The organism is Citrobacter sp. U14242, from assembly GCF_046555775.1.
In the GTDB taxonomy this organism is placed as follows: domain Bacteria; phylum Pseudomonadota; class Gammaproteobacteria; order Enterobacterales; family Enterobacteriaceae; genus Citrobacter.
In genome coordinates this window covers 296,891-311,035 of the sequence record NZ_JBKGLW010000001.1, presented here as the reverse complement: position 1 = coordinate 311,035, position 14,145 = coordinate 296,891, and the positions used below count along the sequence as shown (strand labels likewise).

12 protein-coding genes are annotated in these 14,145 nt (G+C 53.3%); all 12 read right to left on the bottom strand.

Features of this window, described 5'->3' with window-relative positions:
- Positions 1-187 precede the first annotated feature (187 nt).
- The 12 genes from nuoL to lrhA all read right to left on the bottom strand — a co-directional run bounded on the left by nuoL (position 188) and on the right by lrhA (position 13,639).
- Positions 188-2,029, bottom strand: coding sequence for an NADH-quinone oxidoreductase subunit L (nuoL, locus tag ACLJXE_RS01455; protein ID WP_410749894.1), 1,842 nt, complete (start codon positions 2,027-2,029; stop codon positions 188-190).
- A complete protein-coding gene (gene nuoK / locus ACLJXE_RS01450; protein ID WP_006683663.1) occupies positions 2,026-2,328 on the bottom strand; it encodes an NADH-quinone oxidoreductase subunit NuoK in 303 nt (100 codons plus the stop codon). Before nuoK ends, nuoL begins: the two co-directional genes overlap by 4 nt.
- The gene (gene nuoJ / locus ACLJXE_RS01445) at positions 2,325-2,879 is read right to left on the bottom strand and encodes an NADH-quinone oxidoreductase subunit J (protein ID WP_003028059.1); all 555 of its coding nucleotides are present in this window, start codon (positions 2,877-2,879) and stop codon (positions 2,325-2,327) included. The genes nuoK and nuoJ overlap by 4 nt, the downstream gene beginning before the upstream one ends.
- A gap of 11 nt (positions 2,880-2,890) precedes the next feature.
- Complete coding sequence (gene nuoI, locus ACLJXE_RS01440) at positions 2,891-3,433, bottom strand: NADH-quinone oxidoreductase subunit NuoI (RefSeq protein ID WP_135321187.1); 543 nt, start codon at positions 3,431-3,433, stop codon at positions 2,891-2,893.
- A gap of 14 nt (positions 3,434-3,447) precedes the next feature.
- Positions 3,448-4,425 carry an NADH-quinone oxidoreductase subunit NuoH gene (gene nuoH / locus ACLJXE_RS01435; RefSeq protein ID WP_003028063.1) on the bottom strand — a complete coding sequence of 326 codons (978 nt, stop codon included), beginning with the start codon at positions 4,423-4,425 and terminating at the stop codon, positions 3,448-3,450.
- Positions 4,422-7,148 carry an NADH-quinone oxidoreductase subunit NuoG gene (gene nuoG / locus ACLJXE_RS01430; RefSeq protein ID WP_410749893.1) on the bottom strand — a complete coding sequence of 909 codons (2,727 nt, stop codon included), beginning with the start codon at positions 7,146-7,148 and terminating at the stop codon, positions 4,422-4,424. The genes nuoH and nuoG overlap by 4 nt, the downstream gene beginning before the upstream one ends.
- 79 nt (positions 7,149-7,227) lie before the next feature.
- On the bottom strand, positions 7,228-8,565 hold the full coding sequence (gene nuoF / locus ACLJXE_RS01425; RefSeq protein ID WP_410749892.1) for an NADH-quinone oxidoreductase subunit NuoF: 1,338 nt from the start codon (positions 8,563-8,565) through the stop codon (positions 7,228-7,230).
- Positions 8,562-9,062 carry an NADH-quinone oxidoreductase subunit NuoE gene (gene nuoE / locus ACLJXE_RS01420; protein WP_003028069.1) on the bottom strand — a complete coding sequence of 167 codons (501 nt, stop codon included), beginning with the start codon at positions 9,060-9,062 and terminating at the stop codon, positions 8,562-8,564. The genes nuoF and nuoE overlap by 4 nt, the downstream gene beginning before the upstream one ends.
- Positions 9,063-9,064: 2 nt before the next feature.
- The gene (nuoC, locus tag ACLJXE_RS01415) at positions 9,065-10,867 is read right to left on the bottom strand and encodes an NADH-quinone oxidoreductase subunit C/D (RefSeq protein ID WP_137384160.1); all 1,803 of its coding nucleotides are present in this window, start codon (positions 10,865-10,867) and stop codon (positions 9,065-9,067) included.
- A gap of 85 nt (positions 10,868-10,952) precedes the next feature.
- Entirely contained in the window at positions 10,953-11,615 is a 663-nt protein-coding gene (gene nuoB, locus ACLJXE_RS01410) for an NADH-quinone oxidoreductase subunit NuoB (protein WP_003028075.1), read from the bottom strand.
- Positions 11,616-11,630: 15 nt separating this feature from the next.
- A complete protein-coding gene (gene nuoA, locus ACLJXE_RS01405) occupies positions 11,631-12,074 on the bottom strand; it encodes an NADH-quinone oxidoreductase subunit NuoA (RefSeq protein ID WP_040230134.1) in 444 nt (147 codons plus the stop codon).
- Between the two features lie 626 nt (positions 12,075-12,700).
- A complete protein-coding gene (gene lrhA, locus ACLJXE_RS01400) occupies positions 12,701-13,639 on the bottom strand; it encodes a transcriptional regulator LrhA (protein WP_271440146.1) in 939 nt (312 codons plus the stop codon).
- Positions 13,640-14,145: the final 506 nt, after the last annotated feature.

The following is a 14,145-nucleotide window of genomic DNA, read 5'->3' as shown; positions in this document are numbered from 1 at the left end:
CACTCGTCATAGAGAACCCCGGCTGTGCTCGCAACCCTCACGTACTTCAGTACGCTCCGGTTGCTGTGCGCAGGCGGTGTCCACTCTGACTTCGCCGATAACGCCTGTCCTTTTGGACCTGATTTTCAACGAATTTTAATAATTCTCTTTGGGTTTGTTGTGTCGGGCACAATACCAACCCTCAAACTCAACGCAGTACCATCAACAGTGCCAGCACAACGACAGCGCCGATGCTCATTGATGCCACATACCAGCGCAGATAGCCGTTCTCGCTTAACAGCAGACCTTTACCTGCAAAGCGGGAAAGGATAGCCGGGATGTTCATCATTGCGTTCAGCGGATCGCGTTTCAGCAGCCAGGCGATGCCGAGGAACGGCTTAACGAACACTTTGTCGTACAGCCAGTCAAAGCCCCAGGCGTTATACCACCAGGTACCCAGCAGGCGGCCCGGCGCACTGTTGGCAATCGACGTCACCAACGTACGTTTACCCAACCACAGCCATGCTGCGATCAGGATGCCCGCAATCGCGACGATACCGGAGGTAATTTCCAGCGTCATAACACGACCATGCTCAAGCTCAGTCGTTGCAGGCAACACACCCTGCAGCGGCGGCACAATCAGCGCACCAACAAAGGTGGACAGAATCATCAGCACAATCAGCGGCAGATGATGGGTAATCCCCTTCCCTGCGTGAGCGTGAATTTGTTCTTTACCGTGGAACACGATGAAAATCATACGGAAGGTGTACAAAGAGGTCATGAACGCACCGACCAGACCTGCAACCATCAGATTGATATGACCGTTCGCCATCGCACCGGCCAGGATCTCATCCTTACTGAAGAAGCCTGCGGTAATCAGCGGCAGAGCCGACAACGCCGCGCCACCAATCAGGAAGCAGAGATACACCAGCGGAATAGACTTACGCAGGCCGCCCATCTTGAAGATATTCTGTTCGTGGTGGCAGGCAAGGATAACCGAGCCGGATGCCAGGAACAGCAGCGCTTTAAAGAAGGCGTGCGTCATCAGGTGGAAAATCGCCGCATCCCATGCCTGTACGCCAAGCGCCAGGAACATGTAGCCAATCTGGCTCATGGTGGAATACGCGAGAACGCGTTTGATGTCGGTCTGTACCAGTGCGGCAAAACCCGCCAGCACCAGCGTGATAGCACCAATAATCCCTACCAGATGCAGAATTTCCGGGGTCATCAGGAACAGACCGTGGGTGCGTGCAATCAGGTAGACACCGGCGGTAACCATCGTCGCGGCGTGGATCAGCGCAGAGACAGGTGTCGGGCCCGCCATCGCGTCTGCAAGCCAGGTCTGCAACGGCAGCTGCGCAGATTTACCCACCGCACCGCCCAGCAGCATCAGGGTTGCCCACATCAGCATATTGTTACCGTCTGCAAAGTGCGCAGGCGCCAGTTCCACCATTTCGCGGAAATTCAGCGTACCCAGCTCGTTGTAGAGGATAAACAGTGCGAAGGCGAGGAATACGTCACCGACACGGGTTACCACGAAGGCTTTCATTGCCGCTGCGCCATTCTTCGGATCGGTATAATAGAAACCGATCAGCAGATAGGAGCACAGGCCCACGCCTTCCCAGCCGAGATACATCAGCAGCAGGTTATCCGCCAGCACCAGAACCACCATGCTGGCGATAAACAGGTTGGTGTAGGCGAAGAAACGAGAGTATCCCTCTTCACCGCGCATATACCAGGAGGCGAACATGTGGATCAGGAAACCGACGCCGGTTACCACGGAAAGCATGGTCAGCGACAAGCCGTCCAGCACCAGGTTGAAACCGATGTTGAAATCACCGACGGACATCCACGTCCACAGTGGCTGGCTGTAGGCCTGCTGGCCATTAGCAAAGAAGTCAACGCCAACAAACGCGGTTACCAGTGCCGCCAGGCCAATCGACCCGACGCCCACGGTCGCGGACAGATTTTCTGACCAACGACCGCGAGAGAACGCCAGCAATACAAAGCCAATAAATGGCAGAATAATGGTTAAGGCAAGCATGTTCATCCACGCATCTCACTTACTGAATCGATGTTCAGGTTCTGGCGACGGCGATGGAGTTGCAGCAACAGCGCAAGTCCAATGCTCGCTTCAGCAGCCGCGAGGCTGATGGCAAGAATGTACATCACCTGACCATCGGTCTGGCCCCAGTAGCTTCCGGCGACCACGAAGGCCAGCGCAGAGGCGTTAATCATGATTTCCAGCCCGATCAGCATAAACAGCAGATTGCGGCGGATAACCAGACCCGTTAAACCCAGTACGAATAAGACAGCCGCGAGGATCAGTCCATGTTGTAAGGGGATCATGCGTGCTCCTCCGTTTTTCTTTTCGCGCGGTCATCCGTGCGGTTGCTCAGCACTTCACCTGAACGCTCTTCGCGACCGACGTGGAAGGCCACAACCAGACCCGCCAACAACAGCATCGAAGCCAGTTCAACCGCCAGAACATAAGGTCCAAACAGGGAAATGCCGACAGCTTTCGCGCTGATCGGTGTACCGTCGATGCCCTGATCGTTAACACCCAGGATGGCATACACAATGACCACCAGCATGATGGCCGACAAAATCGCCGGACCAATCCACACCTGCGGCTTCAGCCACTGACGTTCCTGTTCGATTTCAGAACCACCGAGGTTGAGCATCATCACCACGAACACGAACAGCACCATGATGGCACCCGCGTAGACGATAATTTCCAGCGCACCCGCGAAGTAAGCGCCTAACGAGAAGAACACCCCAGAAATCGCCAGCAGCGAAATAATCAGGTACAGCAGTGCGTGTACCGGATTGGTGTGGGTGATCACCCGCAAGGTTGCGAGAATGGCTATCAGGCCACAGATATAAAAAGCGAACTCCATTGCCCCTCTCCTTACGGTAACAGGCTCTTGACGTCGATAGGCTTAGCTTCGTTCTCTGCTTCGCCTTTATCTTTGCCGTCGATTGCCATACCTGCCATCCGGTAGAAGTTATATTCCGGGTATTTGCCCGGACCGGAGATCAGCAGATCCTCTTTCTCGTAAACCAGGTCCTGGCGCTTGTACTCACCCAGCTCGAAATCTGGAGTCAGCTGAATAGCGGTTGTCGGACAGGCTTCTTCGCACAGACCACAGAAAATGCAGCGTGAGAAGTTAATGCGGAAAAACTCCGGATACCAGCGGCCATCTTTCGTCTCTGCTTTTTGCAGAGAGATACAACCAACCGGACACGCTACCGCACACAGGTTACAGGCAACGCAGCGCTCTTCACCGTCCGGGTCGCGCGTCAGAACGATACGACCACGAAAACGGGGCGGTAGATAGACCGGCTCTTCCGGGTACATCTGCGTTTCGCGTTTTGCGAACGCATGCAGGCCGATCATCCAGATACTACGAAGCTGGGTGCCTGCACCTACAAGTAATTCTTTTAAGGTCATGGTCTTTGTGTCCCTTATTGCGCCTGCCAGAGAATGACAGCCGCCGTTACCAGCAAGTTGACGAGCGTCAGCGGCAGACAGACTTTCCAGCCGAAGGACATTACCTGGTCATAACGAGGACGCGGTAACGACGCACGAATCAAAATGAACATCATCATGAAGAACGCGGTTTTCAGCGCGAACCAGACGAATGGCGGTAAGAACGGGCCATGCCAGCCACCGAAGAACAGAGTAACCATCAGCGCAGAAATGGTGACGATACCGATGTACTCGCCCACAAAGAACAGACCGAATTTCATGCCGGAATATTCAATGTGGTAACCATCGGCCAGTTCCTGCTCGGCTTCTGGCTGGTCAAACGGATGACGGTGACACACCGCTACGCCCGCGATGGCAAAGGTGACAAAACCAAAGAACTGCGGAATAACGTTCCAGATGTCGGCCTGGTTATTGACGATGTCGGTCATGTTAAATGAACCGGCCTGCGCCACTACGCCCATCAGAGACAATCCGAGGAACACTTCGTAGCTCAGCGTCTGCGCAGACGCACGCATCGCACCGAGCAGCGAGTATTTGTTGTTGCTCGACCAACCGGCGAACAGCACCGCGTAGACCGCGAGGCCTGCCATCATCAGGAAGAACAGGATCCCGATGTTCAGGTCAGCAACCACCCAGTTCGGACTCACTGGCACAATAGCAAAGGCCAGCAGCAGCGAGGTGAAGGCGATCATCGGTGCCAGGGTAAAGATGACGCGATCCGAGAATTTCGGGATCCAGTCTTCTTTAAAGAACATCTTGATCATATCCGCAACCAGCTGGAGCGAACCGCCCCAGCCCACACGGTTCGGTCCGTAACGGTTCTGGAACAGACCCAGCAGACGACGTTCACCAAAGCTCATGAATGCCCCGCAGGTGACCACCACCAGCAGGATCACCACCGCTTTGAGAATGCTCAGCAGGATCTCAATCAGATCGGGTGTAATCCAACTCATTGTTGTGCCTCCTGCAGATCCTCAAGACGCGCACCTGCCAGAACTGGCGCGATGCCAGGCATGCCCATCGGCAAACCAACCTGCCCTGCCGTTAAGCCTTCAGCGATTTCAACTGGTAATGTGACCGTGTTGCCATCGTAGCTGAAAGAAACGCGCGTGCCGGTGTTGACGCCCAACTTCGCGGCATCTGCCGGGTTGAGTTTGATGTACGGCTGCGGCATGCGGGTCTGGAAGACCGGTGCACGCTGGGACATTTCATCACTACCAAACAGATGGTAGTACGGTGCGATACGCCACTGACCATCCTGCGCCTGGAAGCTCGCCGGAACGGTAGTGAAGTAATCCAGGCCACCTTCAGAGGCTTCAATCAGACGCACGCCCGGATCGCCATGACGCAGTTTACCACCCACTTCATCCTGGAACTTGTTCCACGCCTGTGGGGAGTTCCAGCCTGGTGCCCAGGCAAACGGAATTTGTGAACGCGGTGCAGACGGCTGGTTGTTCCCTTCCATCGAGAAGGCGAACATGGTGTCTTTATCCTGCGGCTGGCGCGGCTCGTGTACGCTGATGTTAGCGCGCATTGCCGTACGACCACTGTAGCGGTGCGGTTCACGTGCCAGTTTCTGTCCACGGATGCGGAAGCTGGCATCCGGCGCAGCATCTTTAATACCCGCCAGCTGCGGCAGCTTCTCAACGACCGCGTCGATAACGTGGTCGAGCTGCGTCCAGTCCACTTCACGGCTCTGTACGGTGCTGTGCAGCGAATGCAGCCAGCGCCAGCTTTCCAGCATGATGGTGTTGGCTTCGTAATAGGACGGGTCATAGACCTGGAAGAAACGCTGGGCGCGGCCTTCGTTGTTAATCACCGTACCATCGCTTTCGGCGAAGCTTGCGGCGGAAAGCACCAGATGGGCGTTTTCCATAATAGCCGTACGCTGATGGTCAATGACCAGTACCAGCGGCGCTTTCGCCAGTGCGGCGTTCACACGCGTTGCTGAAGCATGGCGATGCAAATCGTTTTCCAGCACCACAACGGCGTCAGCACGACCTGTTTCCAGTTCAGTCAGCGCATCATCAAGGGAACCACCGCCAATCATGCCCAGGCCCATGCTGTTAACAGAGCGGGCAATCATGGTGATGCCGACGTCTGCGCCACGGCCTTTCAGTGCTTTCGCCACGTTAGCAGCAGCCTGAATCACTTCAGCGCTCCCGGCGTTAGTACCGGAAATAATCAGCGGCTTCTTCGCCCCGGCCAGTGCCTGAACAATAACGTCAATTTTGTTCTGCAGGTCACGGTCGATGCCGTCAACCGCCGGTGCGTTGTTATCCAGCGCATGGGCGATAGCGAAACCTAAACGCGCCTGATCTTCAACCGGTGCACGGTAGGTCCATGCCGCGATATCATCCAGACGGGTGTTATCGACGTTGGTCACGAACAGCGGATGTTTGGCACGCTGGCCAATGTTGAGGATGGCTGCAATCTGCCAGTCGGCCACTTTCTGTGCCGCTGCCATTTCACGCGCTTTCCCCTTCACCGCCTGACGCACAGCCAGCGCAACACGCGCCCCGGTCTGGGTCACATCTTCACCCAGCACCAGGACTGCGTCGTAAGATTCGATTTCACGCAGAGCCGGGGTATGAATACCGCCGTCACGCAGCACGCTCAGCGCCAGTTGCAGACGTTCCTGCTCACCCTGGGCGATACCGGTATAGAAGTTATCCGCACCCACCAGTTCACGCAGCGCGAAGTTGCTTTCAACGCTGGCTCGCGGAGAGCCGATACCGATCACTTTCTTCGACTGACGCAGAATATCTGCCGCCCCCTGCATCGCCTGCTCAGCGTTGAGGGTGATCAGATCATCGCCACGACGCTGTACCGGCTGACGCGGCCTGTCTTTCAGGTTCACGTAACCATAGCCAAAACGACCGCGATCGCAGAGGAAGTAGTGGTTTACGGTACCGTTGTAGCGGTTTTCGATACGACGTAGTTCACCGTAGCGCTCACCCGGGCTGGTGTTACAACCAATGGAACACTGCTGGCAGATGCTCGGCGCAAACTGCATATCCCATTTACGGTTATAACGCTCGGAGTGCGTTTTATCAGTGAACACACCGGTCGGGCAGATTTCCACCAGGTTACCGGAGAATTCGCTCTCGAGAGTACCGTCTTCCGGACGACCGAAATAGACGTTGTCATGTGCGCCATACACGCCCAGATCCGCGCCATCGGCGTAATCTTTGTAGTAACGCACGCAGCGGTAGCAGGCGATGCAGCGGTTCATTTCGTGAGAAATGAATGGCCCCAGATCCTGATTGCGGTGAGTACGCTTAGTAAAGCGGTAGCGACGGAAGCTGTGACCGGTCATAACCGTCATATCCTGAAGGTGGCAGTTACCGCCCTCTTCACAGACCGGGCAGTCGTGTGGGTGGTTAGTCATCAACCATTCCACCACGCTTTCACGGAATTGCTTCGCTTCTTCGTCGTCGATAGAAATAAAGGTGCCTTCGGTAGCCGGTGTCATACAAGACATCACCAGGCGACCACGCGTATCTTCCGCGTTTTGATATTGCTTCACCGCACACTGGCGGCAAGCACCGACGCTCCCAAGCGCCGGGTGCCAGCAAAAGTATGGAATATCAAGGCCGAGAGACAGACAAGCTTCCAGCAGGTTGTCCGCTCCGTTGACCTCATATTCTTTGCCGTCTACATGAATCGTAGCCATAGTCAGCATGCTTCCAGTTGGCTCGGTCATAACCGAGCGTTAATCGAATTTCTTATCGCGACACAGGGTTACCCTGTAATCACCAGCGCTCTTTCAGCAGGTTCGGCTGAATACCACTAATTACGTGGGTATTGCTGAAAGTCTGCTTAATGCCAGCTTCGAATTCTTCGCGGAAATATTTAATGGCGCTCTGCAGCGGTTCAACCGCACCCGGTGCGTGCGCACAGAAGGTTTTACCCGGACCGAGGAAACGACACAGTTGCTCAAGTGTCTCGATATCCCCCGGCTGGCCTTCACCACGCTCCAGCGCACGCAGAATTTTCACACTCCACGGCAGGCCATCACGACATGGCGTACACCAGCCACAGGATTCGCGGGCGAAGAACTCTTCGAGGTTGCGCACCAGCGGTACCATGCCAATCTCGTGGTCAACCGCCATCGCCAGTGCCGTACCCAGACGGCTGCCCGCTTTACCGATGCTTTCGAACTCCATCGGCAGGTCGAGGTGCGCTTCGGTGAGGAAGTCAGTACCCGCACCACCTGGCTGCCAGGCTTTAAACTTCAGGCCATCGCGCATGCCGCCCGCATAATCTTCGAGGATTTCACGCGCAGTAGTGCCAAATGGCAGTTCCCACAGTCCCGGATTCTTCACGCGACCGGAGAAGCCCATCAGCTTGGTGCCCGCGTCTTTGCTCTTCGAGATGTTCTGGTACCACTCCACGCCCTGATCGAGAATTGCCGGAACGTTACACAGGGTTTCGACGTTGTTAACGCAGGTCGGTTTACCCCATGCGCCAGAGCTTGCCGGGAACGGCGGCTTGGAGCGCGGGTTCGCGCGGCGACCTTCGAGGGAGTTTATCAGCGCGGTTTCTTCACCACAGATGTAACGCCCTGCCCCGGTATGCACAAACAGCTCGAAATCGAAACCGGTGCCCATGATGTTTTTACCAAGCAGGCCAGCTTCGGTGGCTTCAGCAATCGCACGACGCAAATTCACAGCCGCTTCGATATACTCACCGCGCAGGAAGATGTAACCACGGTACGCTTTCAGCGCAAACGCGGAGATCAACATACCTTCCACCAGCAGGTGCGGCAGCTGTTCCATCAGCAGGCGGTCTTTATAGGTGCCCGGCTCCATTTCATCGGCGTTACACAGCAGGTAACGGATGTTCATGGATTCGTCTTTCGGCATCAGGCTCCACTTCAGACCGGTGGAAAAGCCCGCGCCGCCACGCCCTTTCAGGCCAGCGTCTTTTACCTGGTTAACGATTTCATCCGGTGACAGCCCGGTCAGGGCCTTACGCGCACCTTCATAACCGTTCTTGCTACGGTATTCGTCCAGCCAGACCGGCTGTTTATCATCGCGCAGACGCCAGGTCAGCGGATGTGTTTCGGGAGTACGGATAATGTCTTTCATTTATACCGCTCCAACAGTTCGGGAATGCCTTCCGGGGTCAGGTGAGCATGAGTATCTTCATCGATCATCATGTTCGGCCCCTTGTCGCAGTTCCCCAGGCAACAGGTCGGCAGCAGCGTAAAGCGACCATCAAAGGTCGTCTGCCCCGGCTTGATGTTGAGTTTTTTCTCAAGCGCAGCCTGGATCCCCTGGTAGCCATTGATATGGCACACGACGCTGTCGCAATAGCGGATCACGTGGCGACCTACCGGCTGGCGGAAGATCTGGCTGTAGAATGTCGCAACACCTTCGACGTCGCTTGCCGGGATACCCAGCACGTCAGCGATCGCGTAGATCGCCCCATCCGGCACCCAGCCACGCTGTTTCTGAACGATTTTCAGCGCTTCAATGGACGCCGCACGCGGGTCTTCGTAGTGGTGCTTCTCGTGCTCAATCGCTTCACGCTCAGCCGCACTCAGCTCAAAAGCCTCGGTTTGTGGTTGTTGATTCTCGTGCATAATTAGCGGTCCACATCTGACATAACAAAATCGATACTACCCAGATGGACGATCAGGTCGGACACCAGGCTGCCACGTACTGCTACCGGGATCTGCTGCAAGTGCGCATAACTCGGGGTACGGATACGAGTACGGTAACTCATGGTGCTGCCATCGCTGGTCAGGTAGTAACTGTTGATACCCTTGGTCGCTTCCACCATCTGGAAGGACTCGTTCGCCGGCATAACCGGGCCCCACGAAACCTGCAGGAAGTGGGTGATCAGGGTTTCGATATGTTGCAGCGTGCGCTCTTTCGGTGGCGGCGTGGTCAGCGGGTGATCCGCTTTGAACGGGCCTTCCGGCATGTTATTGAGGCACTGCTCAAGGATGCGCAGACTCTGACGCAGTTCTTCAACTTTCAGCATCACGCGGGTATAGCAGTCGGACACACCGCCGCCAACCGGAACTTCAAAGTCAAAGTTTTCGTAGCCAGAGTACGGACGTGATTTACGCACGTCAAAATCAATACCCGTCGCACGCAGCGCAGCACCGGTACAGCCCCAGTCCAGCGCTTCTTTTTTGCCATATGCGGCAACGCCCTGAGAACGGCCTTTCAGGATGGTGTTGCGCAGTGCGGCTTTCTCGTAGGAATCCAGACGCTTCGGCATCCAGTCGAGGAAGTCACGCAGCAGTTTGTCCCAACCGCGCGGCAGATCGTGTGCGACGCCACCGATACGGAACCAGGCCGGGTGCATACGGAAACCGGTGATCGCTTCGACGACGTCATAGATTTTCTGACGGTCGGTAAAGGCGAAGAATACCGGGGTCATTGCGCCGACGTCCTGAATGAACGTAGAGATGTACAGCAGGTGACTGTTGATACGGAACAGTTCGGAGAGCATGACGCGAATCACATTCACGCGATCCGGTACGGTAATGCCCGCCAACTTTTCGACCGCCAGCACATAAGGCATTTCGTTTACGCAACCACCGAGGTATTCAATACGGTCAGTGTACGGAATGTAGCTGTGCCAGGACTGACGCTCACCCATCTTTTCAGCACCACGGTGGTGGTAGCCGATGTCAGGTACACAGTCGACGATTTCTTCGCCATCAAGCTGCAGGACAATACGGAACGCACCATGGGAAGACGGGTGGTTAGGACCGAGGTTGAGGAACATAAAGTCCTCATTTTCGGTGCTACGCTTCATGCCCCAATCTTCTGGCTTGAACGTCAATGATTCCATTTCCAGATCCTGTTTGGCTTTGGTCAGCTCAAACGGATCGAATTCAGTCGCACGCGCTGGATAGTCTTTACGCAGCGGATGGCCTTCCCAGGTATGCGGCATCAGCAGACGCGTCAGGTGTGGGTGGCCTTCGATATCGATGCCAAACATTTCCCAGGTTTCACGTTCATACCAGTTGGCGTTCGGGAAAAGTTTGGTGAAGGTCGGTACGCGCAAGTCGTTCTCAGACAATGCCACCTTGAGCATAATATCTCGATTGCGTTCAATGGAGATCAGGTGGTAGAAAACGGAAAAATCCGCGGCAGGTAATCCTTCGCGGTGCGTACGCAGACGTTCATCCATGCCGTGTAAGTCAAACAGCATGACATAAGGTTTCGGCAGTCTCTTTAAGAAATCGCCAACTTCGAGTAACTGTTCACGCTTGACCCAGACAACGGGTACCCCGGTGCGAGTCGCCTGAACGGTAAAGGCATCCGGCCCAAAACGGTTGCGCAGTTCGCCAATGACCGGGTCATCGAGGTGATCCCGTGTTTGCCATGCAGCGTCTTGCGCGGTTAAGTCGGTCATATTGTTCACCATTGCAAATGGTCCGTGGTAGTCGGCAGTGCTTCGCGCTATTTATGTAGTGATAAGCGAAGGAAGTTCTGCTGCCGACAGGCGCAAATTAAATCTCGTCTGGTGTACGAAGATTCGTTACAGCAATACGTTCGCCGCGTTTACGCTCGCGTTCTGACTGCATATTGGCGCGATAAACGCCCTGATCGCCAACCACCCAGGAGAGCGGACGGCGTTCTTTGCCAATGGAGTCTTGCAGCAGCATCAGTGCCTGCATGTACGCTTCCGGACGCGGCGGGCATCCCGGGATGTACACATCTACCGGAATAAATTTATCAACGCCCTGCACGACCGAGTAGATATCGTACATACCGCCGGAGTTGGCGCATGCGCCCATGGAAATAACCCATTTAGGTTCCAGCATCTGATCGTAGAGGCGCTGAATAACCGGGGCCATTTTGGTAAAGCAGGTTCCGGCCACGACCATGAGGTCAGCCTGACGCGGTGATGCGCGCAGAACTTCCGCACCAAAACGGGCCACGTCATGCACGGCGGTAAACGAGGTCACCATTTCTACGTAGCAGCAGGAAAGGCCAAAGTTATATGGCCAAATTGAGTTTTTACGGCCCCAGTTAACCATGTCATGCAATTTGCCCATGAACACGTTTTTGTTAACTTCTTGCTCCAGGGGGTCGGTTACGATCTCCTGTTTTTGCAGGGGGTAACGGTCGTTCTCACCGTTAGGATCTATGCGGGTGAGCGTATAATCCATCTTAATGCCTCGCGGTTAGCGTTGACGATTAGCGATACTGTTCGTTTCCGGGTTCATACGCTCGCGGCGTGAACGCGCGGGCGTCCAGTCCAGCGCGCCAATACGCACCAGATAAACCAGACCTGCCAGTAACACAAAAATAAAAATTGCAGCTTCCACAAAGCCAATCCAGCCGCTTTCACGGATAGAAGTTGACCATGCGAACAGATACAGCGCTTCAACGTCGAAGATAACGAAGAACATGGCTACCAGATAAAACTTGGCAGACAGGCGCAAGCGGGCGGTGCCGACCGAGTCGATACCTGATTCAAACGGCACGTTTTTAGATCTCGCGCGTGCGCGACCACCTAAAAACCAACCGCCGACGAGCATCAGGCAGCACAGGCCAATGGCGACAATAAGAAAGATAGCGAATGCCCAGTGATGAGCGATGACTTCAGTGGATGTTGACATACTCATTGCTTACTCATCAAAAGTAGCGCCAAATTCTCTGCTCTTTTCGGCAGATGAGCGCCACATCGATTCATGGGGAGGAATAAAAAAAACCTTACAATCACTGTAGAAAATCATTTATACAGCCAATTGATGGGGTTTTTTACTCCTTTCAATAACCTTTTGTCAACTTTAACAAAAGTTTCCTCACATTATTTTACACTGCTCCAACTTCATTAACATAAAGTGCTCTTTAGACTCATTTCGATCGTGTCATCAGTCAATTTCAATGTTGTTGAATCGTGTCCGTAGTGAAGTAAAAAAGATAATACACGTCTATTTTGACAGGAATTCGCACAGATGCCTCCCCCTAAATGGGAGTATTTTCTTGATCTGTGACACGCTTTTGTTAATTCACCATAAAAAACAGCAACAATTTCTCTAGTTTTTTAACATGGAAATGAATAGCGCCTCGGGTGATTATTTTTTGCACTACTTGCAGGTGATTTTTTTACCTACTGATTTTGTTAATTTTTGGTATACAAAATGGCATCTCCGACCATTATTTGCATAAAAAAAGAGCCGCTGGATGTTTTTTCATCACCAGCGACTCTTTTTTGCACTTACATTTTATAACGATTATTTATGGTACATCACTCAAAATCGCCTTCAACTATCAGTGAATCGTCTCCCCCTTCAGGGGTAAACTGGTTGTATTGCCAGGGATTTTGATAGGTCTGCATCGACTTAAAGATCACCTGAGCCAGCTCATTTTGTGAGGCAGGGTCGCAGCACAGCAAGTACTCCGTTTCCGGCAACGGTGGTAATCCGTCCGCCGCACCCAGTACGCGTAAATCCGGGCTCATCATTTCTACAGGACGAGCAGTCACTCCCAACCCCGCCTTCACTGCCGCACGCACAGCCGCTAATGTTGAAGCAACATAGGCCAGACGCCACGGGATCTGCGCCGCGTTCAGTGTTGCCAGTACCATATCGCGGAACGGACTCGGATCGTCCAGCAGTACCAACGGTACCGGTTCACCTTTTTGTAAAATATATTCGGCCGCACAATACCAGTGCGTAGGAGAGGTACGCAGATTCAAACACTCAAAATCGCCTGGCCGATTGGTCGTCACCACCAGATCAACTTCTTGTGACTTCAGCATATCCACCATGTAGGCGTTGCGTTTCACTCTGACATCCAGCGCAAGCTTCGGATAAACCGAACTTATCCGGTTGAGCAGAAAGGGAAGGATGGTATCCGCTGACTCATCAGAAGCGCCAATAGTTAACACTCCCTGAAGATTGTTAAACATTAATGATGAGCATGCCTCATCATTAAAACGCAATATTTTTCTGGCGTAACCCAGCAACTGAATCCCATGCTCGGTCAGTAGTTTGTTACGTCCATGGCGCGCGAACAACTCTTTCCCCACAAGTTGCTCGAGGCGTTGCATTTGCTGACTCACCGCAGACTGAGTGCGACATACCGCAGCTGCCGCAGCCGCGAAGGTATTCAGATCGGCAACAGCAACGAAGGTTCTCAGCAGATCGAGGTCGAGGTTAATTATCGGACGATTTGCATTTATCATAATTTTTCACTTACTCGCGGGTCATACCGGGTTAATGCTGTGCATTCAGAAACAAACAACTCCATTTGTAATGGACCTCCCTCGCAGTTTCACCAGGTGTAACCAGGTGAAAATAAGGATGTATTTACTTTAACAAACGAAACAATTCCCTTTCAGCGCTATATAATCCCCGTGACACTCATCGGAATATAGCAACGAGAAAGAGTCATTTTTTTAGCTGTTGGATGATTCTGACTAATGGAAAACATGTAAATTTTGTAAATTTAAAAAATAGTTAACGAACACTAATTTACACATTAAAAACTAACTTTTCAGTATGTTAGAAACTCTCAACTAACATTAGAATTATCTCAAAACACACGTTTCGCACCATTTCATGGGACTTATCTTAACCTAAAACCACTATATTTATAAGTGTTATCGCGAATTAATCGAAGCAAAAAGGTGTTAACTCAGACTGGCGGTTTTCGTATTATTAACGCGTTCAATAAATACTGTTTAAATAT

Bases quoted from the DNA above. Each gene is read 5' to 3' on its own strand.
- nuoL (WP_410749894.1), bottom strand. From the start codon at position 2,029: ATGAACATGCTTGCCTTAACCATTATTCTGCCATTTATTGGCTTTGTA.
- nuoK (WP_006683663.1), bottom strand. From the start codon at position 2,328: ATGATCCCCTTACAACATGGACTGATCCTCGCGGCTGTCTTATTCGTA.
- nuoJ (WP_003028059.1), bottom strand. From the start codon at position 2,879: ATGGAGTTCGCTTTTTATATCTGTGGCCTGATAGCCATTCTCGCAACC.
- nuoI (WP_135321187.1), bottom strand. From the start codon at position 3,433: ATGACCTTAAAAGAATTACTTGTAGGTGCAGGCACCCAGCTTCGTAGT.
- nuoH (WP_003028063.1), bottom strand. From the start codon at position 4,425: ATGAGTTGGATTACACCCGATCTGATTGAGATCCTGCTGAGCATTCTC.
- nuoG (WP_410749893.1), bottom strand. From the start codon at position 7,148: ATGGCTACGATTCATGTAGACGGCAAAGAATATGAGGTCAACGGAGCG.
- nuoF (WP_410749892.1), bottom strand. From the start codon at position 8,565: ATGAAAGACATTATCCGTACTCCCGAAACACATCCGCTGACCTGGCGT.
- nuoE (WP_003028069.1), bottom strand. From the start codon at position 9,062: ATGCACGAGAATCAACAACCACAAACCGAGGCTTTTGAGCTGAGTGCG.
- nuoC (WP_137384160.1), bottom strand. From the start codon at position 10,867: ATGGTGAACAATATGACCGACTTAACCGCGCAAGACGCTGCATGGCAA.
- nuoB (WP_003028075.1), bottom strand. From the start codon at position 11,615: ATGGATTATACGCTCACCCGCATAGATCCTAACGGTGAGAACGACCGT.
- nuoA (WP_040230134.1), bottom strand. From the start codon at position 12,074: ATGAGTATGTCAACATCCACTGAAGTCATCGCTCATCACTGGGCATTC.
- lrhA (WP_271440146.1), bottom strand. From the start codon at position 13,639: ATGATAAATGCAAATCGTCCGATAATTAACCTCGACCTCGATCTGCTG.